Annotated in this window: 26 protein-coding genes; 10 read left to right on the forward strand and 16 right to left on the reverse strand. The window is 62.4% G+C overall.

What is annotated here, in order from left to right:
- Positions 1 to 123: 123 nt before the first annotated feature.
- Positions 124 to 2,811: an aconitate hydratase AcnA gene (gene acnA / locus AADA04_RS05970; protein WP_340692335.1), complete on the reverse strand. Its 2,688-nt coding sequence runs from the start codon at positions 2,809 to 2,811 to the stop codon at positions 124 to 126.
- A 121-nt stretch (positions 2,812 to 2,932) separates the two neighbouring features.
- Between acnA and ccmA the strand changes: the two genes are divergently transcribed.
- Genes ccmA through AADA04_RS05995 form a run of 5 tightly spaced genes read left to right on the forward strand, consistent with a single transcriptional unit; the run spans position 2,933 to position 5,595 of the window.
- Entirely contained in the window at positions 2,933 to 3,499 is a 567-nt protein-coding gene (gene ccmA / locus AADA04_RS05975) for a heme ABC exporter ATP-binding protein CcmA (RefSeq protein ID WP_340692336.1), read from the forward strand.
- On the forward strand, positions 3,496 to 4,161 hold the full coding sequence (ccmB, locus tag AADA04_RS05980; RefSeq protein WP_340692337.1) for a heme exporter protein CcmB: 666 nt from the start codon (positions 3,496 to 3,498) through the stop codon (positions 4,159 to 4,161). The genes ccmA and ccmB overlap by 4 nt, the downstream gene beginning before the upstream one ends.
- 14 nt (positions 4,162 to 4,175) lie before the next feature.
- Positions 4,176 to 4,913, forward strand: a complete 738-nt coding sequence (ccmC, locus tag AADA04_RS05985; RefSeq protein WP_340692338.1) for a heme ABC transporter permease CcmC — start codon at positions 4,176 to 4,178, stop codon at positions 4,911 to 4,913.
- Positions 4,910 to 5,077 (forward strand): heme exporter protein CcmD, encoded by a 168-nt coding sequence (ccmD, locus tag AADA04_RS05990; protein WP_340692339.1) that lies wholly within the window; start codon positions 4,910 to 4,912, stop codon positions 5,075 to 5,077. Before ccmC ends, ccmD begins: the two co-directional genes overlap by 4 nt.
- On the forward strand, positions 5,074 to 5,595 hold the full coding sequence (locus tag AADA04_RS05995) for a redoxin family protein (protein ID WP_340692340.1): 522 nt from the start codon (positions 5,074 to 5,076) through the stop codon (positions 5,593 to 5,595). The genes ccmD and AADA04_RS05995 overlap by 4 nt, the downstream gene beginning before the upstream one ends.
- Positions 5,596 to 5,605: 10 nt before the next feature.
- Here AADA04_RS05995 and AADA04_RS06000 read toward each other — a convergent pair whose 3' ends face one another.
- The gene (locus AADA04_RS06000) at positions 5,606 to 6,217 is read right to left on the reverse strand and encodes a MarR family winged helix-turn-helix transcriptional regulator (protein ID WP_340692341.1); all 612 of its coding nucleotides are present in this window, start codon (positions 6,215 to 6,217) and stop codon (positions 5,606 to 5,608) included.
- Between the two features lie 125 nt (positions 6,218 to 6,342).
- On the opposite strand from AADA04_RS06000, the gene AADA04_RS06005 reads away from it, so the two are divergent.
- Positions 6,343 to 6,894, forward strand: coding sequence for an NUDIX hydrolase (locus AADA04_RS06005; protein ID WP_340692342.1), 552 nt, complete (start codon positions 6,343 to 6,345; stop codon positions 6,892 to 6,894).
- On the opposite strand, the gene AADA04_RS06010 is transcribed toward AADA04_RS06005, so the two are convergent.
- A complete protein-coding gene (locus AADA04_RS06010) occupies positions 6,891 to 7,529 on the reverse strand; it encodes a septation protein IspZ (protein WP_340692343.1) in 639 nt (212 codons plus the stop codon). The two genes, AADA04_RS06005 and AADA04_RS06010, sit on opposite strands and share 4 nt — an antisense overlap.
- Positions 7,530 to 7,608: 79 nt before the next feature.
- The gene (locus AADA04_RS06015; protein ID WP_340692344.1) at positions 7,609 to 8,469 is read right to left on the reverse strand and encodes a DMT family transporter; all 861 of its coding nucleotides are present in this window, start codon (positions 8,467 to 8,469) and stop codon (positions 7,609 to 7,611) included.
- A gap of 112 nt (positions 8,470 to 8,581) precedes the next feature.
- Between AADA04_RS06015 and AADA04_RS06020 the strand changes: the two genes are divergently transcribed.
- Entirely contained in the window at positions 8,582 to 10,321 is a 1,740-nt protein-coding gene (locus AADA04_RS06020; protein ID WP_340692345.1) for an amidohydrolase family protein, read from the forward strand.
- A gap of 3 nt (positions 10,322 to 10,324) precedes the next feature.
- Here AADA04_RS06020 and ftsY read toward each other — a convergent pair whose 3' ends face one another.
- The 9 genes from ftsY to AADA04_RS06065 all read right to left on the reverse strand — a co-directional run bounded on the left by ftsY (position 10,325) and on the right by AADA04_RS06065 (position 17,082).
- Positions 10,325 to 11,116, reverse strand: coding sequence for a signal recognition particle-docking protein FtsY (gene ftsY, locus AADA04_RS06025; RefSeq protein WP_340692346.1), 792 nt, complete (start codon positions 11,114 to 11,116; stop codon positions 10,325 to 10,327).
- Positions 11,113 to 11,712 carry a hypothetical protein gene (locus AADA04_RS06030; protein WP_340692347.1) on the reverse strand — a complete coding sequence of 200 codons (600 nt, stop codon included), beginning with the start codon at positions 11,710 to 11,712 and terminating at the stop codon, positions 11,113 to 11,115. The genes ftsY and AADA04_RS06030 overlap by 4 nt, the downstream gene beginning before the upstream one ends.
- Positions 11,709 to 12,983: a tRNA (N(6)-L-threonylcarbamoyladenosine(37)-C(2))-methylthiotransferase MtaB gene (gene mtaB / locus AADA04_RS06035; protein WP_340692348.1), complete on the reverse strand. Its 1,275-nt coding sequence runs from the start codon at positions 12,981 to 12,983 to the stop codon at positions 11,709 to 11,711. Before mtaB ends, AADA04_RS06030 begins: the two co-directional genes overlap by 4 nt.
- Before the next feature lie 66 nt (positions 12,984 to 13,049).
- A complete protein-coding gene (gene dapF, locus AADA04_RS06040; RefSeq protein ID WP_340692349.1) occupies positions 13,050 to 13,859 on the reverse strand; it encodes a diaminopimelate epimerase in 810 nt (269 codons plus the stop codon).
- 52 nt (positions 13,860 to 13,911) lie between these two features.
- On the reverse strand, positions 13,912 to 14,328 hold the full coding sequence (locus AADA04_RS06045; protein ID WP_340692350.1) for a hypothetical protein: 417 nt from the start codon (positions 14,326 to 14,328) through the stop codon (positions 13,912 to 13,914).
- Positions 14,329 to 14,374: 46 nt separating this feature from the next.
- Positions 14,375 to 15,424 carry a MaoC family dehydratase gene (locus AADA04_RS06050; RefSeq protein ID WP_340692351.1) on the reverse strand — a complete coding sequence of 350 codons (1,050 nt, stop codon included), beginning with the start codon at positions 15,422 to 15,424 and terminating at the stop codon, positions 14,375 to 14,377.
- 45 nt (positions 15,425 to 15,469) lie between these two features.
- Positions 15,470 to 15,754 (reverse strand): hypothetical protein, encoded by a 285-nt coding sequence (locus tag AADA04_RS06055; RefSeq protein ID WP_340692352.1) that lies wholly within the window; start codon positions 15,752 to 15,754, stop codon positions 15,470 to 15,472.
- 79 nt (positions 15,755 to 15,833) lie between these two features.
- Complete coding sequence (locus AADA04_RS06060) at positions 15,834 to 16,181, reverse strand: arsenate reductase family protein (protein ID WP_340692353.1); 348 nt, start codon at positions 16,179 to 16,181, stop codon at positions 15,834 to 15,836.
- A gap of 13 nt (positions 16,182 to 16,194) precedes the next feature.
- Positions 16,195 to 17,082 carry a CoA ester lyase gene (locus tag AADA04_RS06065; protein ID WP_340692354.1) on the reverse strand — a complete coding sequence of 296 codons (888 nt, stop codon included), beginning with the start codon at positions 17,080 to 17,082 and terminating at the stop codon, positions 16,195 to 16,197.
- A 66-nt stretch (positions 17,083 to 17,148) separates the two neighbouring features.
- On the opposite strand from AADA04_RS06065, the gene AADA04_RS06070 reads away from it, so the two are divergent.
- Positions 17,149 to 18,291 (forward strand): serine hydrolase domain-containing protein, encoded by a 1,143-nt coding sequence (locus tag AADA04_RS06070; RefSeq protein WP_340692355.1) that lies wholly within the window; start codon positions 17,149 to 17,151, stop codon positions 18,289 to 18,291.
- Between the two features lies 1 nt (position 18,292).
- Entirely contained in the window at positions 18,293 to 18,913 is a 621-nt protein-coding gene (locus AADA04_RS06075) for a LysE family translocator (protein WP_340692356.1), read from the forward strand.
- A gap of 103 nt (positions 18,914 to 19,016) precedes the next feature.
- Here AADA04_RS06075 and rarD read toward each other — a convergent pair whose 3' ends face one another.
- Together rarD and AADA04_RS06085 are read right to left on the reverse strand one after the other, a co-directional pair.
- Entirely contained in the window at positions 19,017 to 19,931 is a 915-nt protein-coding gene (gene rarD, locus AADA04_RS06080) for an EamA family transporter RarD (protein WP_340692357.1), read from the reverse strand.
- A 92-nt stretch (positions 19,932 to 20,023) separates the two neighbouring features.
- Positions 20,024 to 21,067 (reverse strand): aspartate-semialdehyde dehydrogenase, encoded by a 1,044-nt coding sequence (locus AADA04_RS06085; protein ID WP_340692358.1) that lies wholly within the window; start codon positions 21,065 to 21,067, stop codon positions 20,024 to 20,026.
- Between the two features lie 129 nt (positions 21,068 to 21,196).
- On the opposite strand from AADA04_RS06085, the gene AADA04_RS06090 reads away from it, so the two are divergent.
- Complete coding sequence (locus AADA04_RS06090; protein WP_340692359.1) at positions 21,197 to 21,568, forward strand: nuclear transport factor 2 family protein; 372 nt, start codon at positions 21,197 to 21,199, stop codon at positions 21,566 to 21,568.
- On the opposite strand, the gene AADA04_RS06095 is transcribed toward AADA04_RS06090, so the two are convergent.
- On the reverse strand, positions 21,565 to 22,755 hold the full coding sequence (locus AADA04_RS06095) for an amidohydrolase family protein (protein WP_340692360.1): 1,191 nt from the start codon (positions 22,753 to 22,755) through the stop codon (positions 21,565 to 21,567). The genes AADA04_RS06090 and AADA04_RS06095 overlap by 4 nt on opposite strands.
- Positions 22,756 to 22,816 lie beyond the last annotated feature (61 nt).

Here is a 22,816-nt window from a genome sequence, read left to right on the forward strand (position 1 = left end):
TACAGCCTCGTTATAGGCCCATGCCAAATCGCATGACAATCACAGGGGTGTGAGGACTGCTAAAAAGCCCTCCGCGCCGAAACGCGAAGGGCTTTGATAAGCGTGGGTCCTGCCGGCTTTTCCCTACAGGGCTTCGCGGGCAAGATTGCGCAGCACGTAGTGAAGAATGCCGCCATTGCGATAATAATCGAGCTCGTTTTCCGTATCGATACGAAGCGTCGTTTTTGCAATGAAGGTCGTGCCGTCTTCGCGCGTGATTTTCACGTCCATGGTCTGGCGGGGCTGGATGTCGGCAACGCCTTCGATCGAGACCTGTTCCTTGCCGGTAAGACCCAGGGTTTCCGCGCTTTCGCCGTCTGCGAACTCAAGTGGCAGGACGCCCATGCCGATCAGGTTGGAGCGGTGGATCCGCTCGAAGCTGCCTGCGATCACGGCGCGCACGCCGAGCAGGATCGTGCCCTTTGCGGCCCAGTCGCGCGACGAGCCATTGCCATAGAGGTCGCCCGCGAAGATCACCAGTGGCACATCTTTCTTCTGGTAGCGCATTGCGGCGTCGTAGATCGCCATCTGCTCGCCATCAGGATAGTGAACGGTCACGCCGCCCTCGACGCCCGGCACCATCTGGTTCTTGATACGGATGTTGGCGAATGTGCCCCGCATCATGACCTGGTGGTTGCCGCGCCGCGAGCCGTAGGAGTTGAAGTCCAACGCGCTGACCTGGTGGGCCTGCAGATATTCGCCAGCCGGGCTGGAAGCCTTGATCGAACCGGCCGGGGAAATGTGGTCGGTCGTGATTGAATCACCAAACAGGGCCAGCACCCGGGCATTCTCGATATCGGTCGGTGTGTCAGGCTCAAGCCCCATGCCTTCAAAATAAGGCGGGTTCTGAACATAGGTCGATCCAGGTGGCCAGCTATAGGTCTGCCCGCCGGACACTTCGATGCCCTGCCAATGCTCGTCGCCCTTGAACACGTCGGAATAGCGCGCCGCGAACATTTCCGGCGTCACGGCGACGGCCATCACTTCGGCAATCTCGTGCGATGACGGCCAGATATCCTTCAGATAGACATCATTGCCATCCTTGTCCTGACCCAAAGGATCCGTTGTCAGGTTGACGCGCAACGACCCGGCAATCGCATAGGCGACGACCAGAGGCGGGGAGGCGAGATAGTTCGCCTTGATGTCGGGACCGATCCGGCCTTCGAAGTTGCGGTTGCCAGACAGGACCGAGCAGGAGACGAGGTCGCCGTCTGCAATCGCCTTGGCGAGTGGCGCATCGAGCGGGCCCGAGTTGCCGATACAGGTGGTGCAGCCATAGCCGACGAGATTGAAGCCGAGCGCATCAAGGTCGTCTGACAGGCCAGCCTTGTCGAGATAATCCGTGACGACCTGGCTGCCGGGGGCAAGCGAGGTCTTGACCCATGGCTTGCTCTTCAGGCCGAGCGCTGCGGCGTTGCGAGCCACCAGGCCAGCCGCCACCATGACGCTGGGGTTCGATGTGTTGGTGCACGACGTGATCGCCGCAATGAACACATCGCCATGCGTGACCGTATAGTCTTCGCCTTCAACGGTGATCGGCTCAGCTGCGTCTGCCAGCTTGCCGAATTCCTTGACCATGGCGTCCGCGAACGCCGTGTCGCCTTCAGACAGCAGCACACGGTCCTGAGGGCGTTTCGGGCCGGAGATCGACGGCACGACCGCGCCGAGATCAAGTTCGAGCGTGTCGGTGAAGATCGGTTCGGCCTGTTCGGGGCGCCAGTAGCCCTGCGCCTTGGCATAGGCTTCCACCAGCGCCACGCGGTCAGCGTCGCGGCCCGTGTTCTTGAGGTATTTGACCGTATCCTCATCAACCGGGAAGAAGCCGCATGTTGCGCCGTATTCCGGCGCCATGTTCGAGATCGTTGCCTCATCTTCGAGCGTGAGGCTGGCAAGGCCGGGGCCGAAGAATTCGACAAACTTCCCGACGACGCCTTTTTTGCGCAGCATCTGGACAACCGTGAGCACGAGATCCGTTGCGGTGGCGCCTTCAGCCATCTTGCCGGTCAGTTTGAAGCCGATGACTTCAGGAATGAGCATTGAAACCGGCTGGCCCAGCATGGCGGCCTCGGCTTCGATTCCGCCGACGCCCCAACCGAGCACAGCGAGAGCGTTGATCATGGTCGTGTGGCTGTCGGTGCCGACGCAGGTATCAGGGTAGGCAACGTTCTCGCCGTTTTCCTCTTTCGTCCAGACGGTCTGGCCGAGATATTCGAGGTTCACCTGGTGGCAGATGCCGGTGCCCGGAGGCACGACACGGAAATTCTTGAAGGCGGTCGAGCCCCAGCGCAGGAACTCATAGCGTTCCTGGTTGCGCTTGTACTCCATCTCGACATTCTTTTCGAAACTGCCGGGGCCAGCGAAACTGTCGACCATGACCGAGTGGTCGATCACGAGATCGACAGGCACCTGCGGGTTGATCGCTTCCGGTGACGCGCCGAGCTTGGCTGCGGCGTCGCGCATGGCGGCGAGGTCAACCACGGCCGGAACGCCGGTGAAATCCTGCATCAGCACGCGCGCCGGGCGGTAGGCGATCTCGTGGCTGGTGGCGCCCTTGTTGTCGAGCCAGGCCCTGAACGCGAGAATGTCGGCTTTGGTGACCGTCTTGCCATCTTCAAAGCGCAGCATGTTCTCCAGCAGCACTTTCAGCGAGGCCGGCAGGCGCGACACATCGCCAAGTCCGTTTTCAGAGGCTGCGGCGAGCGAATAATAAGTGTACGTCTTGCCAGCAGCGGTAAGCGTGCGTTTGGATTTGAAGCTGTCGAGAGACGGCATGCGGGAGACCTCGCGTCTTGGAGTGAAAGGTGGTGCCGCAGCGGTGCGGCGCGTTACCTCGTGTCATATAGGTGCTAAGGGCCTGATGCAATTGGGGCAAAGGGTCTATTCGGGAGATGATGTGCAGCTTTTGACAGCGTCCGGACTGGGCATCCTGCGCGGAGAGCGGGTGCTGTTTGAAGGGGTGTCACTGGCAGTGGCGCCGGGCGAGGCCGTGGTGCTGAGGGGCCCCAACGGCGCCGGCAAGACCACTTTGCTGCGCGTACTGGCCGGGCTGACGCGGCCGGAAGCGGGCAGTGTGGACCGGGAGGCCGCCCACCATTGGGTGGGCCATCGCGATGGCCTGAAGCCAAACGAAACACCGCGCACGCATCTTAAACTCTGGGCGAAAGCCTGGGGGGCAACCGCCGATGTGGACGTAATTCTCAATGACATGGGGCTTTCGCGGCCTACGGACGTCGCCGCGCGCTACCTGTCCGCCGGCCAGAGGCGGCGCACGGCGCTGGCGCGGCTGATGCTGGAAATACGCCCGGTCTGGCTGCTGGACGAGCCGTTCACAGCGCTGGACGCAGAGGGGCGCGAGCGGGTCCTTGCGATGGTGGCAGGGCATCGGCAAGGGGGTGGCGCGGTGGTGGCAGCGGTGCATGGCGATGCGGGTTTCGCGGCGAGCCGGGAGATGGTGCTGTGAGCCCGGCCCCGATCCTCTCCGCCTTCCGGCAGGCGCTCGGCGAAGCCTGGGCGGGCGGCGCAGGTGCACTATTGCCGCTTGGTTTCTTTGCCGGGGCCGCCGTTCTGGTGCCGCTGGGTATCGGAACCGAACCCGGCATGTTGCGCGCGGTCGGCCCGGGCATTCTCTGGGTATCACTTGCGCTATCCAGCCTTGTCACGCTGGAACGGATCTTCCAGGCCGATGTCGAGGATGGCGCGCTGGACCTGTGGCTGCAGGCGGGCGCGCCTGTTTCGGCCATCGCCGCGGCCAAGACATTCGCGCACTGGCTAACGGCCGGCCTGCCACTGGCGCTGATGAGCCCTGTCCTGGCGCTGATGTTCCAGGCCGAGGCGGGCGCGGACCTGCTGGCAGGCGCGCTGATCTACGGGCTCGGCGGGCTCGCTTTCTTCTTCTGGGGCGGGGTCGGCGCCGCCCTGTCGGCAACGGTTCGGCGTGGAGGATTACTTATTGCCCTGATTGCGCTGCCGCTTTACGTGCCGACGGCGATTTTCGGGTCGATGGCGATGAGCGGTGCAGCGGGCGGTGACAGCGCGCCCCTGTTACTGGTCGCATCAACACTGTTTGCGCTGGCGCTGGCGCCGTTCGCCATGGCTGCGGCGCTGCGCTTGGCGGCGGATTGAGGGAAGGCTATCTGATGGGCATGTTATCGTCATTTGCAAATCCGCACCGGTTTCTGGCGCTGTCGAACTGGCTGGCGCCGCTCTTCTATGCGCTGGGTGCGGCCCTGATCGCATGGGGCCTATGGCAGGGCCTGTGGATGGTGCCGAAGGATGAATACCAGGGCGGCGACATCATGCGGGTGATGTTCATCCATGTTCCCGCAGCATGGCTGGCCATGGCGAGCTATTCGGCAATGGCGGTGGCGAGTTTCATCTGGTTCGTCTGGCGACATGAACTGGCCGATATTGCCGCCAAGGCGATTGCACCGCTCGGCGCGACATGGACCGCGCTTTGCCTCGCCACAGGCTCTGTCTGGGGCAAGCCGACCTGGGGCACATGGTGGCAATGGGATGATGCGCGGATGATGAGCGTCCTGTTCCTACTGTTCCTCTTCCTCGGTTACATGGCCCTGCGCGCAGCAATGGATTCGCGACAAAAGGCGGCGCGCGCCGGCGCGATCCTTGCCATGGTGGGGGGATTGAATGTGCCGCTGATCAAGTTCTCAGTCGACATGTTCACCTCGCTGCACCAGGATTCCAGCGTCATCACGTCTGAAGGACCGAAAATGGCGGCTGTCTATCTCTGGCCCCTGCTGATGAGCGGACTGGGCCACTCCCTGCTCTTCGGCGCCCTGGTGATGACCCTGATGCGGGCGGAAATATGGACGCGCCGGGCCGCGCGCCAGCGCGCCAGATTATTGGCGGGCGCATGATGGATTTCCTGCCGCACCTCGACAAGAATGCCGCCTATATCTGGGCCTGCTACGGGCTGGGCCTTGTATTGATCGGCGGCGCTGTAATCGGCGTCATGCTGAAAGCCCGCGCCGCAAAATCTGCGCTGGAACGGATGAATGTCAGCGACGAGGACGCGTCATGAAGGGCTGGCTGGCCGCAATCCCGGTAGTGGCGCTGCTGCTGTTTGCAGGACTGGCGCTGTCCCAGCTGCTGAGCCCCAAGAAGGGCGACTTTGAACGCATTTCGCGGGTTGCGCCGGATCGGTCGTTCGAAACGCTCGAAGGTTCAGCCCTGACGTTCGCGCCGCCGCCAGGCGGCCAGAGCGTGGTAGTCAACCTGTTCGCCAGCTGGTGCGCGCCGTGTGAGGCCGAGCATCCTCAGCTAATGACGCTGTCGGAAGCGTTTCCCGGCCGAGTCTATGGTGTGCTGTACAAGGATACAGAAGCCAACGGCGCCGACTTCCTGGACCGGATGGGCGACCCCTTTACCGAGGTGGCGCTGGATCCGGACGGGCAAGGCGGGCTGGATTTTGGATTGACCGGCGTGCCGGAAACATTCGTGATCTCAAGCAAGGGCGAGATCCTGGTACATGTCTCGGGGCCGCTTGGGCCGGACGACGTACGTGAGGTGAGCGGGGCGCTGAATGCGCCCCGCAACTGACCTCGAAGTCTTACTTCTTTTTGCGGCGAACCGGCTTGGCCTTGGTGACAGGCTTCGGCACTGGCGTGGCCTTGGCGGCAACCTTCGCTTTCGGCTTGGCTTTGGCTTTTGGCTTCGGCTTGGCTTTGGTCACGACTTTCGGCGCTGGGGCTGGCTTTGGCGCAGCGGCAGGTTTTGCCACGGGCGCTTCGGCATCTTCCACCAGTTTCGAAAGACCCGACAGGAGCGCGTCCTGCTTGGTCTTCGGCATGGCGTCGAACAGTGCGGCGTCGGCAGCGTCAACAGCAGGCTGTGCTTTTTCGAGCGCCTTGCGACCCTTGGCCATCAGCGAAACGGATTTGGCGCGGGCGTCGGCTTTTGATGCAACGCGCTTGATGAGGCCAGCCTTTTCCATGCGGGCGACCATGTCGGCTAGCGTCGAGCGATCGATACCCGTCGCATTCACGAGGTCGGACTGGCTGACGCCTTCATTGCCGGACAGGGCGGCGAGAACCGAGAACTGACGCAGCGTGACGCCGGCAGCCTTGAGGGCGACGGCCGAATGGTTGGCAGCAATCTGTTGCGCGCGGTGCAACAGGTGGCTGGGCGATTTGTTGAGTTTGAAACTGGTTGTGGAAGCCATGATATTGTCTACTTTCAGGTTTTGGCGCGGTTTCCCGCCGAAATTGGGTTGGTGGATTGCTTAAAGCAGGAGGCCCGTGTGCGGATCAACTGTTTTCTCCATAAGAGGGATAGGCTGAAGATTTGATGACGGATGACTTAGCAAATGGTTCCATTTTGCCTGATTTCAGGCTGGATGTGCCCGATGGCGACGATCGAACGCGCCGAATCTGCAATAATTGCAACTTTATCGACTACGTGAATCCGAAGATTGTCGCCGGTTCGGTGGTCACGCGCGGCGACAAGATTTTGCTCTGCCGCCGGGCAATCGAACCGCGCAAGGGATTCTGGACGCTGCCCGCCGGTTTCATGGAAGAGAACGAAACCGTCGAGGATGCCGCGCGCCGGGAGGCGCAGGAAGAAGCGTGTGCCGATATCCGGATCGAACAGGTCCTGGCGGTCTATTCCGTGCCGCGCATCAGCCAGGTTCAGGTGATGTTCCGGGCCAGCCTCGCGTCCGGCATTGCCGCAGGCCCCGAAAGCGAAGAGGTCGGGCTGTTTGCGTGGAAAGATATTCTCTGGTCCGAACTGGCCTTCCCGACGGTCGTCTGGGCGCTGACACAGTTTGCCGCCACACGGCACCTCAGCGCGTTCCCGCCGTTCACCAATCCGCCGGGAACAGAAAAAGTCACGCGCTAGGCGTCATCCGGCTCTGCGGGCGCCGTCATATGTTTGAGCGTGTAGGGCGTGTTGGCGAGCGCAAACAGGAAAGTGATGACGATATTGCCGAGCTTCCAATTGGCCCAGGTGGCTTCGGTAAAACTGCGCCACAGGAACTCGTTCCAGATCGCCATCGCAATGAAGAACAGTCCCCAACGGATCGCCAAAGTCTTCCAGGCAAAATCGGGCAGCTCGAATACGGTGTGAAACAGCATTTTCCAGATGTTTCGTCCGACCGCGAGACCGCCAAAAATGACACTGGCATAGATCAGGTTGATGATTGTCGGTTTGACGAAGAGAAATATTTTCGACTGGAGCAGGATCCCGGCAATCCCGAAACTCCCGATCAGGGCGGACGAGACGAGAAGGAAGGGCGGGATTCTCTGCCCCTTGATGAGTTTCTGGATGACAACCGCAAATGTAATCACGATCAATGCGCCGGTGGCCCAGTAAAGCGCGGTGTCCTTCGTCAGCAGTCCATCGCCCTCTGGAAAGCGCAACAACACATTGTAGATCAGGATGAAGGCGAGCGTCGGGCCGAGTTCGCTCCAGATGCTGCCAGCTTTCTTGGCTGCAGTGTCGTTGGCGACCGGTGGTTTTGAAGTGTCTGTCATACGGTATCTTACGCGGCCATGCCGCCCCTGGATGCTTTGCGACTGTCTTGCATAAAGCGACACGCACCGCCAGACGGGATCACGCCCCGACCTGCATCAGCACGAGACCACAGCCCAGCACGGCAGCAGCGATGGTGCGGCGCCGGCCGAAACCCTCGTGAAGCAGGAACGCACCGAACCCGGCCGCGAACACCACTGACGTTTCGCGAAGGGCCGTCACGATCGCCGCGTCGGTCAGCGTGTAGGCAAAAATGGCGAGGCCGTATGAGAACGCTCCGAGCATACCAGCGATGATGCCGCCACGGATCTGCGGACGGATCGCCGTCATGATACCGCCCCGGCGCTGCCAGAGCGCGACGAGCGTCACGCCGATCCAGTCGAACAGGAACAACCAGACGACGAAGGTCAGGAGGTTCGGCATTTCCCGGACGCCCCGCGCGTCGGCAACCGCGTAGAGGCCGACGCCCAATGCTGTCATCACCGACCAGAACAGTGCTGACCGGTCGAGACGGCGCGCGTGGACGGTTGCGCCGGTCGGCATGGCGAAGACAATGATCGCGGCGCTGGCGGCGACAAGGCCGGCAATCTGCCAGAATGAGAGCGACTCGTGCAGCGCGATGCTGGCAATGGTTGCCGTCGCAAGCGGGCCAAGGCCACGCATGACCGGAAAGACGAGCGACAGGTCGCCACGATGCAGGGCCCGGACGGCGCTGAACTGGTAGAACCAGTGCACCGCGATCGAGAGCGCAAGAAAGGGTAGGGTTTCACGTGGCGGCAACGGCACAAAAAACGCGAGCGGGAGGACGCTCAGCGCCATGACGATGGACAGGACCATGCGGGACGTGAGGATGTCGCCGCCGCGTTTGACGAGCACGTTCGATGCCGCCAGCGAGATGGCGGACATCAGGCAGATCGCGACGGGGAGGAGCGTGCTGGTCATGGCGGGCGGTGTATGCGCGGGTTTGAACCAGGGGGGAAGCCCGACGCCGCGTCAGGGTTTGACTCATGCCGCCTGAGGTTCATTCTTTGCCAAAATGAGGGAGACGAACGTCATGGCCACCCACGATATCATCCTGCGCGGCGGGCTCGTTTTTGACGGCAGTGGCGCCGCGCCCCGCGAGATGGACGTCACGGTCGATGGCGGCGTGATTACAGGCTTGGGCAAGGTTAATGGCAAGGGCCGCGAGGAGATCGACGCGCGCGGCCAGATCGTCACGCCGGGCTTTGTCGATATTCACACTCATTATGACGGACAGGCGGCCTGGGGCAGCGAAATCAGCCCATCCTCCCTGCACGGCATTACCAGCGTCGTGATGGGCAATTGCGGGGTCGGCTTTGCGCCGTGCCGCAGCCAAGACCATGACCGGTTGATCCGCCTGATGGAGGGCGTCGAGGATATTCCGTTTCCGGTATTGGCCGAAGGCCTGCCTTGGGCCTGGGAGAGCTTTCCGGACTATCTCGACTTCCTTGGCGACCGTGAATTCGACGTCGATATCGCCGCCCAGCTGCCGCATGCCGCATTGCGCGTGTTCGTCATGGGCGACCGGGGCGCCAATCGCGAGGATGCAACACCAGCCGAGATCGCCGAAATGGCGCGGCTGGCGAAAGAGGCGGTCATGGCCGGGGCGATCGGCTTTTCGACGTCGCGTACACTCAATCACCGCACGTCTGACGGCCAACCGACACCAACGCTGACCGCCAGCGAAGCAGAATTGACCGGAATCGCCATGGGCCTTTCAGACGCCGGACGGGGCGTCCTGCAATTCGTGTCGGACTTCAACGACCCCCAAAAGGAAGCCGCAATGCTGCGCCGGATCGTCGAGGCGTCGGGTCGGCCATTATCCGTGTCGCTGGCACAGGCCGATGTCGCGCCGGAAGGCTGGCGTGCGCTGCTGGGCGCCATTGAACAAGCCGCCGAAAACGGACTGCCGATGGCCGCCCAGGTGGCACCGCGCCCCGTGGGCGTTTTGCTAGGTCTCGAACTCACACTCAATATATTCAGTGCGCATCCTGTATTCAGGGAAATTGCCGATCTGCCGTTTGAGGAAAAGGTGCGCCGCCTGAATGACCCGGTTTTCCGGGCACGCCTGCTCGCCGATGAGCCGGCGACCGACAACCCGTTCTTGAAAGTCATGCTGCGCAGTTTCGGCAAGATGTTCCAGCTGTCAGACCCGGTCGACTATGAGCCGGGCCCCGAGCGCACGATCGAGGCGATAGCGGCCGGGCGCGGCGTCAGCAATGAAGAGGCCGCCCTCGACCTGATGCTGGAACGCGGCGGACGCGGCATGCTCTACCTGCCCTTCCTCAATTATTCGCAAGGCAGCCTCGAGCCGATCCGCGCGATGATGGAAAGCCCGGTCTCGCTGCCGGGTCTGTCCGATGGCGGCGCCCATGTCGGCATGATCTGCGATGGCAGTTTCACCACCACCATGCTGACCCATTGGGGCCGCGACCGCTCGCGCGGGCCGAAACTGCCACTGGAATACCTGATCCACCGCCAGACGCAGAAAACAGCAAACTGGATGGGCTTCAATGATCGCGGGCTGATCGCGCCGGGCTACCGGGCCGATCTCAACGTCATCGATCTGACCAACCTGAAACTGCACCTGCCGGAAGTCCAGTATGACCTGCCAGCTGGCGGGCGGCGGCTGATGCAGAGGGCGAGCGGCTATACGGCGACCATCCTGGCCGGGCAGGTGACCTTCCGCGATGGCAAGCCAACGGGCGCGAAACCGGGGCGTTTGCTGCGCGGCGCGCAAGCGGCACCTGTGCGTGCGATGGCGGCGGAATAAGCCCTAATCGATTGCCCCGACCAGCGCTTGCGCGAAGGCGTGGGCGCTGAACGGGCGCAGGTCGTCGGCCCCTTCGCCGACCCCGATGAAGTGGATCGGCAGGTCGTGCGCCTCGGCGATGGCGACGAGCACCCCGCCCTTGGCCGTACCGTCGAGCTTCGTCATCACCAGGCCCGTGACACCGGCTGTATGTCGGAACGCCTCAACTTGGCTCAGCGCATTCTGTCCGACCGTGGCATCGAGCACGAGGATAACGTCATGCGGCGCCTCGGGATCGAGCTTGCGCGCGACGCGGACCACTTTTTCCAGTTCGGCCATCAGTTCGGCCTTGTTCTGGAGGCGGCCAGCCGTGTCGACGAGGACGAGATCGAGGTCTTCAGCCTTGGCGCGCTCTATGGCTTCGTAGACGAGACCCGCCGCATCCGCGCCTGTGGGCTTGGACATGACGGGGATGCCTGCCCTATCACCCCATACGGTGAGCTGCTCGATAGCCGCTGCACGGAACGTATCACCAGCAACCAGCAAGGCCTTGGCGCCCTGATCCTTCAGCTTGGACGCAATCTTGCCGATCGTCGTCGTCTTGCCGGAGCCATTGACGCCGACGAACAGCACGACACGCGGGCGCGGACCGTCTGAAAAGTCGACAATCTGCTCGCGCGGCGCGAGGACGGACTCAATTTCGGCTGCGAGGGCCTGTTTGATCTCGTTTTCAGTGATTTCCTTGTCGTACCGCTCTTTTGACAGGTTCCTGGTCACGCGCCGGGCGACGGCGGCGCCGAGGTCTGACGTGATCAACAGGTCCTCGAGATCTTCGAGCGTCTCGTCGTCCAGCTTGCGCTTGTTGAAGGCGGCGAGGCCCGAACCAAGACGGGACGAGGAGCGTGCGAGGCCCGAGCCGAGTTTGGCGACAAAGCCGGGATCATGGCTTCAGCTTCCAGCGCAGCACGGGCCGCCGCTTCGCGTTCTTCGCGCAGGCGCACGGCTTCGCGGCGGTCTTCCAGCAGTTTCAGTTCGGCGGCGGCCTTGGCGCGGGCGGCTTCGCGCTCTTTGCGGGCCAGCCGGGCGGCTTCGGCCTCGGCCTCAAGACGCTTCGCCTCGGCTTCGTCAGCCCGGGCAAGGGCTTCGGCGCGAGCGGTGTCAGCCTTGCGGGCTTCTTCGTCGAGGCGGGCGGCTTCGGTCTCGGCGTCGGCGGCTTCACGCGCCTGCCGGTCTTCCCAGGCCTTGTTCGCCTCGGCGACGACGCGCTCGATTTCGGCCTTTTCGGCGGCTTTAGCGGCGATTTCAGCGTCGCGTGCAGCCATCTCGTCGGCCGAGAGTTCCGGCTCGGCCATCGCGGCACCGGCCGCCTTTGCCGCGTCCTGCGCCTTTTTCTTCCCGAACCAGAGGATCATTCAATTATCCCAATAAGCTGCGTGCCGTTGTGCCCGGTTATATGGGTACGTGCGACGCGTCCAGCAGGCGGCAAATTGCTTTCCAGCTGCACGGGTGTGAAGTCGGGCAGGCGGGCCGACGCATCACGCTCCACAAGGGCGTCGACACGGCTGCCGACATGGCGATCAAGATGGGCGACAAGCGCTTTTTCGCCGGCGGCGCGAAGACGGGCGGCGCGGGCCTTGATCGTAGCCTTGTCCAGTTGCGGCATGCGGGCCGCCGGGGTGCCGGGACGGGGGCTATAAGGGAAAGCATGCAGGAAACTGATGCCGCACTCGTCGACGAGGCGCAGAGAATTCTCGAAATGCGCTTCGGTTTCCGTCGGAAAGCCGGCGATCAGGTCTGCGCCGAAGGCCATGTCCGGGCGGGCATCACGCAGGCGCTGTGTCAGCGCAATTGCTTGGCCGCGCGAATGGCGGCGTTTCATGCGTTTGAGGATGAGGTCGTCACCATGTTGCAGCGAGAGGTGCATGTAGGGGGCAAGGCGAGGCTCGGAGAGCGCTTCAACCAGTGCGTCGTCAATCTCGATGGCATCGATGGACGAGATGCGCAGCTGGGCAAGGTCAGGCACCAGTTTCAGGATGCGCTGGACGAGGTTGCCGAGCTGCGGCGTGCCGGGCAGGTCTGCGCCCCAGCTGGTCAGGTCCACGCCGGTGAGCACGACTTCATGATGCCCGGTCTCGACGAGACGACGCACCTGCGCCACGACTTCGCCAGCCGGCACGGAGCGGGAGTTCCCCCGGCCATAAGGGATGATGCAGAACGTGCAGCGATGGTCGCAGCCGTTCTGGACCTGCACATAGGCACGTGCCCGGCCCTCCATGCCGTCGATCAGGTGGGCAGCGGTTTCGCGCACGGCCATGATGTCGTTGACCCGGACCTTTTCATGGCCGGTGAGCAGCGTGCCCGGTTGCCATGTCTCGGCCTGCATCTTTTCGTGATTGCCGATGACGCGGGTGACTTCCGGCATGGCAGCGAACATGGCCGGGTCGATCTGCGCGGCGCAGCCTGTCACAAGGATCGGCGCGCCGGGATGATCCTTGGCCGCGCGGCGGATCGCCTGGCGGGCGGAGCGGACGGCTTCGGACGTCACCGCGCACGTATTGATGATGACCGCATCGCCGAGGCCAGCGTCTGTCGCATGGCTGCGCATCACCTCCGATTCATAGGTGTTGAGGCGGCATCCGAGCGTGATCAGCGTCGGGCTGGAAGGGGCTGTCGTATCAGTCATGGCTGGTTTCACCGGCCACATCGCGCCGTCTGGGCCGGGAATCAAGTCGCAGGGGCCAGTCGGCGTTCAGATTACCGTCTCGAATTCCAGCTCGACGGGGCCTGTCATGTAGACATGGTCGTCGCTTTCGCGCCAGTCGATCAGCAGTTCGCCGCCATCCAGAATCATCTTGACCGTGCGCTCTGTCAGCCCGGCTCGGGCCGCGCAGACGAGCGCCGCGCAGGCGCCTGTGCCGCAGGCCTTGGTGAGCCCGGCCCCACGTTCCCAGACACGCAGCCGGATATTGTTCCTGTCGAGCACCTGCGCGAATCCGACATTCGTGCCCTCCGGGAACAGCGGATGCCACTCCACCAGAGGTCCGATCGCCGGAATGTCATAGGCATCGACATCTTTCACGAAGAAGACGGCATGCGGATTGCCCATGGAGACAACAGCCGGGCGCGACAGGATGGGCTTGTCCATCGGGCCGATCTTCACGTCGACGCCGCGCACGTCCATCTTTTCTGCCAGCGGAATGTCTTCCCAGCCCATCAGCGGCGAGCCCATATCGACCCTGACAAGGCCGTCGATGGCCTTGTAGCCTTTCAGCATGTCGGCCTCGGTCTGGATCGTGACCATCGGCTTGCCGGTTTCTTCGAGGATCAGGTAGGCCACGGCGCGGGCACCATTGCCGCAGGCCGCCACTTCGCCGCCATCGGCATTCCAGATCCGCATGAACACGTCCTTGGTCGCATCGCGTTCGAGCGCAATCACCTGATCGGCCTGCAGGTCAGCCGCGATCTGGCGCACCTGCTCAACCGTCGGCGCAAAGGGCGTCGAGCGGGCATCAAACACGGCAAACGCATTGCCGGCACCATTCATCTTCCAGACTCTCATTGCGGTTGTGTATTCCGTTTTTTGCCGGCGTCAAACCGGGCGATTCAAATCGCTACTTTGGGAGCCGGCTGGCAACCACCCAGCCGCCGACCTGTACACACAGGACAAACACCAATGCACCATACATCAGCGTGTGGGAGATGAAGAGCGACAGGATCGCAATCGCCACACAGCCATAGTCGACAAGGTCGCTGGACATCAGCCAGCCCTGCGGCTGGCGGGCACGGCGCACGTCATGCAGTGTCACGGTACGCCAGACCCGGCCCATGTCGGGCGGACCGAACTCTGCCAGAAGCTGTTTCGGGTCGAGAATGCCCGTCATTTCGGCCAGATCCGCAGCCCGCGCTTCCCCGATGGCGATCGAGCGCCGCCGGGCCGACGTGCCAATCAGGCTGACCAGTGCAGACAAGACGACCGCCAGCACCATGGCCGCAATCGTAAAACCGTCAAAAGGGCCATATCCGCTCATGCCCGACTATATAGGCATGCCGCGTCCGGACGGAAGCACTAAGCGGTCAACGCTTTGGGATGGCGGCCCAATAGTCAAAGTCGAGCAGGACGCCGCTGGCATACTTGCCGTCATCGCCCTTGTAGGCGAAAGCGCCCGGATCCTGGTCCTTCACGGCAACGAGGCGCAGGCGCAAGGCACCACACGTGTCCGACAGTTCTGCTTTGTCGAGCACTTCGCTCCAGGCATAGATCGTGTCACCGGCAAATAGCGGGCTGACATGGCTGCCGGCATTGATGGCCAGCATCTGGCCGGCATTGGCAAGGCCGTTGAATGCGAGCGAACGGGCAATCGAGATGACGACGCCGCCATAGATCAGACGCTTGCCGAAGCGGCTGTCCTTCTGCCCATGCGCATCGAAATGCACTTTCGCCGTATTCTGGTAGAGGCGGGTGGCGATCTGGTGTTCAGCCTCTTCCACCGTCATGCCGTCGACATGGTTGATCTTCTCGCCCACCGCATAGTCGCCAAACGTGTGGGGGCTGCCAGCGAGGGCCATGTCCCAGGTTTTCATCTCCGGGTAACCGACGAGTTCGCCTGCGGGCACGGCCGCTGGCAAATCAGGCAGGACGGGCTCGGGTGCCGGATTGTCCATCTCGTACTTGTTGACCATGACCCAGCGCACGAAGGACATGACTGTCTCGCCGTGCTGGTTAAACCCGGTCGTGCGGACCCAGACAACACCGGTCTTGCCGTTGGAATTTTCCTTGATGCCGATCACCTTGGATACGGTGTTCAGCGTATCGCCCGGCATGACCGGCAGGAAGAAACGCCCGTCGGCATAGCCAAGGTTCGCCACGGCATTCAGAGAAATGTCCGGTACGGATTTGCCGAAAACGACATGGAAAGCATGCAGCGGGTCGATACAGAGGCCCGGCAGGCCGGCAGACTTGGCGAACTCGGCCGAGGAATATTGGGCGAAACGATTGCCGGTCATGGCGCGGTAGAGGGCGATATCGCCTTCAGTCAGCGTCTGGGGCGTCGCATGGACGATATCCATGCCGACATGGAAGTCCTCGAAATAGTTTCCGGGTTTGGATTTCTGTTCGCTCGCCATCTGCCGCCTCGCACGTGTGAGGCTCCAGCCGGCGCGTTCAGGAGGTCAGACGCGTCCGATGAAGCCAGTCAGGGTTTCTGCAAACACCTGCACGTGGCTGCCGTTCGAAATCAAGCCGGAAGCGGAAAAAGGCAGCAGAACGAGCGAAATCGCCGCAGCCACAAGACAGGCAGCCATAACCTGCTGGTCCGTCCGTTCGATGAACTGGTCGACGGCCCGCGGCCCCATCAGCATGTAGGGCAGGCCAAACATGCAGAAGCCGGAAAAGGCGATCAGCAGGGCCGCAAGGGTGAACAGGATCAGCATCATGGGCGCACTATCGCGCATCAAGGCTGATTTTCTGTCGCCGCAATCGGTGAAATTTGATCGAATCCGACCCCGCAGGCGGGTTTTCGCAGCAAATTCCGTATCAGCTCAGATCGAGCAGGCGTTCGACGGGCCGACCGAGGACAGCTTTCTTCCCCTTGATGCCGATCGGGCGCTGGATCAGTTTCGGGTTCTCGGCCATGGCGGCGAAGACCTCGGCGTCGCTGGCCGTCTCGGACAGACCCGCATCAGCGGCATTCTTCTGGCGCAGGAAGTCACGGGGCGAAACGCCCCCCAGTTTCGCGGCAAGATCCACGAGCTCTTCCAGGCTGAGCTGCTCGGACACGGTCATGTATTTGCGCACGCGCGGCTGGATTCCGCTCTCGTGCAGCAGTTCCAGCCCTTTGCGCGAGGTGCTGCATCCGGGATTGTGGAGAAGGGTATAGGTCATGATGGTCTCCGGTTCAGGCGGCTTCAAACGCCTTGATGGCCTGGTCCATGGCCACCGTGCGGCGCGCTTCATCAAGATGAAGCAGTTCGGTCATCTTGCCATTGACCTTGAGGACGCCCTTGCCGGCATTTTCGGGGTCGGCGAAGGCCTCGATCACGGCTTTCGCCTGTTCGACATCATGCGGGCTCGGCGCGAAGATCCGGTTCGCTGACTCAAGCTGGGACGGATGGATCAGCGTCTTGCCGTCGAATCCGAGCGTACGGCCCTGTTCGCATTCGTCCATCAGGCCGTTTTCGTCCTTGATATCGTTGAACACGCCGTCAATCGCGACGAGGCCATAGGCCCGGGCCGCCGCCATGCTGAGGCCAAGCGCGGTCTGGAAAGCGATCCGGTTAGGTGTCGGACGGGCGCGGTATTCCTTGGCGAGGTCGTTCGTGCCCATCACGAAAGCGACAAGCCGTGTGCGTTGAGCCGCTTCGGCAATCTCCTTGATGTTGAGAATGGCGAGCGGCATCTCGATCATCACCCAGAGGCCAAAGTCGGCCGGCGCGCCCGCAGCCGTCAGCGCGGTGTCGAGGCGGTCAATATCGGCGCCCGACACGACTTTCGGCACAAGAATGGCGTCTGCGCCCGCTTTGACTGCCGTTTTCAGGTCTTCTTCGCCCCATTCTGTGTCGAGACCATTGATCCGCACGACGATCTCACGCGGATCATAACCGCCGCCCTGTACGGCATTCAGGATCGCCGCGCGTGCGTCTGCCTTGGCCTCAGGTGCGACGGCATCTTCGAGATCGAAAATCAACGTGTCGGCCGACAGGCCCTTTGCCTTTTCTAGCGCCCGGGCATTGGCACCCGGCATATAGAGGCAGGAGCGGCGCGGGCGGTGGGCTTGGGCTGACATGGGGTGGTCCTTGACGGTTGACTCGGGATTGGGGAAGGGGTGGCCTCATTGTTCAAAAAGATCAAGATGACCAAAGGGAACGCCATGCCAGACTTTCCGGTTTCAGGACACGTCGCGACGGGGTTCGAACCCGTCCGGGAGGCGTTCGCAGCAAACTTCGCAGATGATTGCGAACTCGGCGCTGGCTTTGCCGTGTTGCAGGACGGGGAACTCATCGTTGATCTCCTCGGCGGCTGGGCCGACCGGCAGAAGACCAAGGCCTGGGACGCGCAAACGCTGGTGCCGATCTATTCGACCACAAAGGGCATTTCCGCGATCGTGCTGGCCGCGCTCGTGGCGGAACTTGATGAGGGTTATGAAACGCGGGTCGCCAATATCTGGCCGGAATTCGCCGCCAATGGCAAAGAGGCGGTGACGATCGGTGAGCTGGTCAGCCACCAGGCCGGCCTGCCCGGCTTCATCCACGAAATCGATCCTGACCTCTGGCTTGACCCGCCCGCCTGCGCGGCGGCCATAGCCGAGCTCGCCCCCCTCTGGCCGCCCGGAACCGCCCATGGCTACCATCCGCTGACATGGGGCTATTTCGTCGGCGAACTCGCCCGTCGCCTCAGCGGCAGAACGCTGGGCACATGGCTGCGCGAAACGGTCTGCGAACCCAAGGGAATCGACTTCCATATCGGCCTGCCCGCCAGCGAGCACGCACGCTGCGCCGACATTCGCCGACCATCTGCCCTGCCCGAACTGGGCGAGATGACCGCGCCGAAGCGCGCCGCCTTTGGCACCAAATGGTCGTCTCCCAATCGCGGCGGTGCGATCTGGCGGGAAATCGAAATTCCGTCGGCCAATGGACATGGGACGGCTGCAAGCGTCGCCGCGCTGTATGATGCTTACGCGCATGATGGCGCGGTGACGGGCACAAAGCTGATGCCCGCGAGCACCTTTCAGGACCTCGTGCGACCCAGGGTCGATGGGCCGGACCTTGTGCTCAACATGTCGACCAGTTTCGGTGCCGGCATCATGCGCAATACGCACGGCCTGTTCGGGCCCAATCCGGATACAGTCGGGCATTGCGGCTGGGGTGGCTCGATGGCCATCGCCGACGCGGGCCGGCGACTGACCTGCGCCTATGTCATGAACAAGCAGTCGAATGTGCTCGTCGGCGACCCGCGCGCCGTGCGCCTGGTGAACGCCGTTTACGGGTGTCTCTAAGATGCTCAGTCATGTCGATTGGCCGGCTTTCCTGATCGCCATGGCGGCCGTCGAGCTGACTCCGGGCCCGAATATGGGCTGGCTCGCCGCGCTGTCGGCCAAATCAGGACGGCGGGCGGGCATGATGGCCGTCGCGGGCGTGACGCTGGGCTTGTTTGTCCAGCTGGTTGCTGCCGCGACCGGCCTGTCGGCCTTGCTGTCGGAATCGCCCGTTCTCTATGAATCGCTGCGTTGGGCCGGCGTTGCCTTCATGCTCTATCTCGCCTGGGAGGCTTTTTCCGACACCGGCTCTGCCTCAGCCCTGCAGCATGACGGGCGAGAGGGATTCCGCCGGGGCCTCGTGGCGAACCTCCTGAACCCTAAAGCGCTCGTCTTCTATCTCGTCATCGTGGGACAGTTTGCCGACCCGGCTGCCGGCCCGATCTGGAAGCAGATTGTTATTCTGGGCCTCATCCACCTCGCCCTGGCCATTGGGGTGCATGTGTCCATCGTGCTCATGGGCGCCAGCCTTGGCGCCGCATTCGAGCGCTGGCGCACCTCCTTGCCGGCCCGGATCGGCTTTGCGCTGGCACTTGTCGCGATTGCCGTCTGGATTGGCGTATCGACGGGCCGGCCGATCTGACCGCCATCTGGCACGGGCATTGCAACAATCAGATCGGACACATTGGTCCCTCAACATGCAATTCCTGCCCTGTCGGTCCCTGACCGTCAGGGCTTTTTTGCATTCAGGCCGGACGTGCGGTGCGCGCAAGACGCCGTGCCTTGGCTTCACCCAGCACGCTGTCGGTCGTATAGATTGCCAGCGCGGCCCAGATACACCCGAACGCAATCGCGTGGGTCCAGCCGAACGCCTCGTGAAACACCAGCGTTGCAATCAGGAACTGCAGGGTCGGCCCGATATATTGCATCATGCCGACGGTGGAGAGTTTGAGGCGTTTGGCCGCCAGCCCGAACAGGATCAGCGGCGTCGCGGTGATCGGCCCGGCCAGCATGAGCAGGGGGATGTCCCATCCGCCAGTGCCCATCAGGCGACCGTCTGGTTGCTGCAGGAACCAGCTGAACCAGGCCAGCGCCAGCGGCGTCAAAACCGCCACCTCGACGAGGAATCCGGCGCGGCTGTCAATCGCCACCTTCTTGCGGATCACCGAGTAGAAGGCGAACGTGAAGCAGAGCCCCAGCGCCACCCAGGGCACACGGCCGAAGGCAATCGTCATCACGCCGACACCGATTGCAGCGACCGCCACGGCGACCCATTGGGCCGGGCGCAGGCGTTCAGAGAAAATCAGCATGCCGAACAAGACGTTGACCAGCGGGTTGATATAATAGCCGAGCGAGGCCTCCATCGTGCGGCCCTGGTTCACCGCCCAGATATAGATCAGCCAGTTCACCCCGATCAGCAGGCCCGACAAAGCGAGCCATTTCAGGTTGTGCCATTTGAACGCGGTGCGGATATCGCGCCAGTTCGCCGCCAGTGCAATCAGCAGGATGGCGGTCGGCACCGACCACAGAATGCGGTGGGCGAGAAACTCGACCGCACCGATATGTTTCATCGCGCGGATATAAAGCGGCAGCGACCCCCAGATGACATAGGCGCCGAGAGCGGCGGAGAATCCGAGGCGGGAGGAGGACGGCGTGCTCATGGCCTGCGATGTAGGCCCAGCCGCACGCTCCCGCCACCCAATTCTTGCGCAGGCAAGATTTGGGTCCCGTGCATCAAAGCCAAGTGGCCAGATTAATTTGCTGGGACAGCCTGTTTCTCGGACTTGATCACGCCCCGGTTCAGCAGCTCTTCCGCGATCTGAACCGCGTTGAGGGCCGCGCCCTTGCGCAAATTGTCCGAGACGCACCAGAAGGCGAGGCCATTCTCGACGGTCGGGTCCTTGCGCACGCGGCTGATGAAGGTGGCCCAGTCGCCAACGCATTCCTTCGGCGTGATATAGAGATCTTCCTTCGGATCATCGACCAGCATGATGCCGGGGCTTTCGCGCAGGAGCGCCTTGGCTTCAGCTGCGCTCATCGGGCCAGCCAGTTCGATATGCACGGCTTCGGAATGGCCGACAAAAACCGGCACGCGAACGCAGGTCGCCACCAGCTCGATCGCGGGGTCGAGGATCTTCTTCGTCTCCTCGCGCATCTTCCATTCTTCCTTGGTGAAGCCATTCTCCATGAAATCATCGATCTGCGGGATCACGTTGAAGGCGATCTCCTTCTGGAAGACCTGCGGCGTCGGCTCATCATTGACGAAGATGCCCTTGGTCTGGTTCCACAGCTCGTCCATGCCGTCCTTGCCTGCGCCAGAGACCGACTGATAGGTCGCAACCACGACCCGCGTGATGCCGACAGCGTCATGGATCGGCTTGAGGGCGACAACCAGCTGCGCTGTCGAGCAGTTCGGATTGGCGATGATGTTCTTCTTGGCATAGCCCATCACGGCATCGGCATTCACTTCCGGCACGACCAGCGGCACGTCCTTGTCCATGCGCCAGGCCGAGGAATTGTCGATCACGATGGCGCCGGCAGCTGCAATCTTGGGCGCCCACTGCTTCGACACCGTGCCGCCTGCCGACATCAGGACCAGGTCGACGCGCGAAAAGTCAAACGTCTCTAGGTCGTGGCATTTCAGCGTCCGGTCGCCATAGCTCACTTCCTTGCCCATCGAACGCCGTGACGCGATCGCAAAGACTTCGTCTGCGGGAAACAGGCGCTCATCGAGAATATTGAACAATTCCCGTCCGACATTTCCTGTTGCACCGACAACTGCAATCCGCGTGGCCATGATATGTAATGCTCCGTCCTGTAATCCGCAGGCTTATGACGCATCTTTGTCCCATGTGCAAAGCCTGTTGCCATCGTGTTATGTGTAAGGCACGACCAAAGCCTGCCCTGAGCCCTAGGAGACCTGTCCGTGCTTGATGAAGTGATTGCCCGCTACATCGCCAGCTACAATGCCCGCGACATTGACGGCATGATCGACTGCGTAACCGACGACGTCGTCTTCGAGAATATTTCGAATTCCGGCCAGTCGATGCGGCTCGACGGCAAGGACATGATGCGTCAGGTGGCAGACCTGTCAGGCAACGCCTTTTCCTATCGCCGCCAGCGGCTGGTCAATGTCGTCACCGGCGCCGGCAAGGCCGCTGCCGAAATCGAATTCGAAGGCAAAGCCGCCGTCGATCTTCCAAACGGCATCCGGGCCGGCGAGACCGTGAAAATTCGCGGTGCCAGCTTCTTCGAATTCCGCGGCAACCTGCTCTGCCGGATCGCGGACTACAGCTAGCCGGCCTGCTGGAACGCTTCCCGGCGCAGGTCAGGCGCGAGGCCCTCGCCCATCAGGTCAATGAAGTTGCCGGAATAGAAGGCCTCCACCGCACGTGTCGAGGCACCCTTCAGGCTTTCGTCAAAGCGCTTGAGCGGATTGCGGCCACCTTCGACATGCGGATAGTCCGACGAGAACATACAGATCTCCTCGCCCGCATTGGCGATGATCCAGCCCGCATCCTCATGTGGGTAAGGCGCGGCGCGGAACTGGCGTCTCACGATCTCGGACGGCTTCGCCGAAAGGGCCTGCAGGCGGGTCTCGTTGCGCATGAAGGCATGTGCCGCTGAATCCATCGACCGCATCCAACCGGGCACCCATGACGCGCCGAGCTCGATGGCGCCGAATTTCAGGTTCGGGAATCGATCGAACACGCCGTCGAAAATCATCGTCGCCAGCGTCTGCATGGCGGCATTCGGGATCGGCATGTAGCTGACGGAGGTGAAATTGTCGTCGCCGCCATGAAAGTCCGGCACGGGCGGAAGGCCATTCTCCTTGTAGACCGGGTTCAGTTTGTCCTCGCCACCGACATGGAACAGAACCGGCAGGCTCGCCTCCTCGGCCATGGCCCAGACCGGGTCGAGGCCGACATGGCTCGGCGCATGATGCTGCGGGCACATGGACGGCACCATCAGCGCCTTTGCGCCCATCTTGATGGCATTGCGCGCGGTTGCGATGGACCGGTCAATATCTTCCAGTGGAATATAGGCGGTGGCCAACAGGCGGTGGTCGACCGCGCAGAAGTCCGTCATCATCCGGTTATGAGCCTCGGCAGCAGCGTAGCAGAGCTCCATGTCGTCGCCCTGGTCGAGCCCGAAATTGCCGAGGCAGAACGTCGTGAACACCAGCTGGCTGGCAAAGCCGAGCAGGTCGAGCACTTCAGGCCGGTCGGCAGACCGGAAGGCACCATGCGCCTCGTAATTCTTGCGCAGGAGAATGTTCTCGGCCACGCCCGCGCGGAAGGCTGGATCATCATGCGCGCCGAGCTGGCCATTCACGAAATCGTCGAAGGATGTCTTCGACTTGTAGACCGGAAGATCATGATAGCGCGCGAGCAGTTTCGCCTCGAAATAGGGGTCAAGGCAGTCGCTCGACTCCATCAGGTGGCTATCAGCATCGTGCACAAGGCGGCTGCCTGCATATGTCATTTCGTTTCCTCCGACTATTTTTGGAGGAAGATGTCACAGGCTCGGCAGCACGACAATCGCG

The sequence above is a fragment of the Hyphomonas sp. genome, from assembly GCF_037969335.1.
In the GTDB taxonomy this organism is placed as follows: domain Bacteria; phylum Pseudomonadota; class Alphaproteobacteria; order Caulobacterales; family Hyphomonadaceae; genus Hyphomonas.

What these genes read in the sequence shown, in the direction of transcription:
- AADA04_RS06070 (WP_340692355.1), top strand. Translation starts at nt 17,149, where the DNA reads ATGACCAAAGGGAACGCCATGCCAGACTTTCCGGTTTCAGGACACGTC.
- AADA04_RS06065 (WP_340692354.1), bottom strand. Translation starts at nt 17,082, where the DNA reads ATGTCAGCCCAAGCCCACCGCCCGCGCCGCTCCTGCCTCTATATGCCG.
- AADA04_RS06095 (WP_340692360.1), bottom strand. Translation starts at nt 22,755, where the DNA reads ATGACATATGCAGGCAGCCGCCTTGTGCACGATGCTGATAGCCACCTG.
- AADA04_RS05995 (WP_340692340.1), top strand. Translation starts at nt 5,074, where the DNA reads ATGAAGGGCTGGCTGGCCGCAATCCCGGTAGTGGCGCTGCTGCTGTTT.
- ccmD (WP_340692339.1), top strand. Translation starts at nt 4,910, where the DNA reads ATGATGGATTTCCTGCCGCACCTCGACAAGAATGCCGCCTATATCTGG.
- AADA04_RS06015 (WP_340692344.1), bottom strand. Translation starts at nt 8,469, where the DNA reads ATGACCAGCACGCTCCTCCCCGTCGCGATCTGCCTGATGTCCGCCATC.
- AADA04_RS06060 (WP_340692353.1), bottom strand. Translation starts at nt 16,181, where the DNA reads ATGACCTATACCCTTCTCCACAATCCCGGATGCAGCACCTCGCGCAAA.
- AADA04_RS06020 (WP_340692345.1), top strand. Translation starts at nt 8,582, where the DNA reads ATGGCCACCCACGATATCATCCTGCGCGGCGGGCTCGTTTTTGACGGC.
- rarD (WP_340692357.1), bottom strand. Translation starts at nt 19,931, where the DNA reads ATGAGCACGCCGTCCTCCTCCCGCCTCGGATTCTCCGCCGCTCTCGGC.
- AADA04_RS06030 (WP_340692347.1), bottom strand. Translation starts at nt 11,712, where the DNA reads ATGATCCTCTGGTTCGGGAAGAAAAAGGCGCAGGACGCGGCAAAGGCG.
- AADA04_RS06085 (WP_340692358.1), bottom strand. Translation starts at nt 21,067, where the DNA reads ATGGCCACGCGGATTGCAGTTGTCGGTGCAACAGGAAATGTCGGACGG.
- ccmC (WP_340692338.1), top strand. Translation starts at nt 4,176, where the DNA reads ATGGGCATGTTATCGTCATTTGCAAATCCGCACCGGTTTCTGGCGCTG.
- AADA04_RS06000 (WP_340692341.1), bottom strand. Translation starts at nt 6,217, where the DNA reads ATGGCTTCCACAACCAGTTTCAAACTCAACAAATCGCCCAGCCACCTG.
- mtaB (WP_340692348.1), bottom strand. Translation starts at nt 12,983, where the DNA reads ATGACTGATACGACAGCCCCTTCCAGCCCGACGCTGATCACGCTCGGA.
- AADA04_RS06050 (WP_340692351.1), bottom strand. Translation starts at nt 15,424, where the DNA reads ATGGCGAGCGAACAGAAATCCAAACCCGGAAACTATTTCGAGGACTTC.
- AADA04_RS06045 (WP_340692350.1), bottom strand. Translation starts at nt 14,328, where the DNA reads ATGAGCGGATATGGCCCTTTTGACGGTTTTACGATTGCGGCCATGGTG.
- dapF (WP_340692349.1), bottom strand. Translation starts at nt 13,859, where the DNA reads ATGAGAGTCTGGAAGATGAATGGTGCCGGCAATGCGTTTGCCGTGTTT.
- AADA04_RS06005 (WP_340692342.1), top strand. Translation starts at nt 6,343, where the DNA reads ATGACGGATGACTTAGCAAATGGTTCCATTTTGCCTGATTTCAGGCTG.
- AADA04_RS06010 (WP_340692343.1), bottom strand. Translation starts at nt 7,529, where the DNA reads ATGACAGACACTTCAAAACCACCGGTCGCCAACGACACTGCAGCCAAG.
- acnA (WP_340692335.1), bottom strand. Translation starts at nt 2,811, where the DNA reads ATGCCGTCTCTCGACAGCTTCAAATCCAAACGCACGCTTACCGCTGCT.
- AADA04_RS06075 (WP_340692356.1), top strand. Translation starts at nt 18,293, where the DNA reads ATGCTCAGTCATGTCGATTGGCCGGCTTTCCTGATCGCCATGGCGGCC.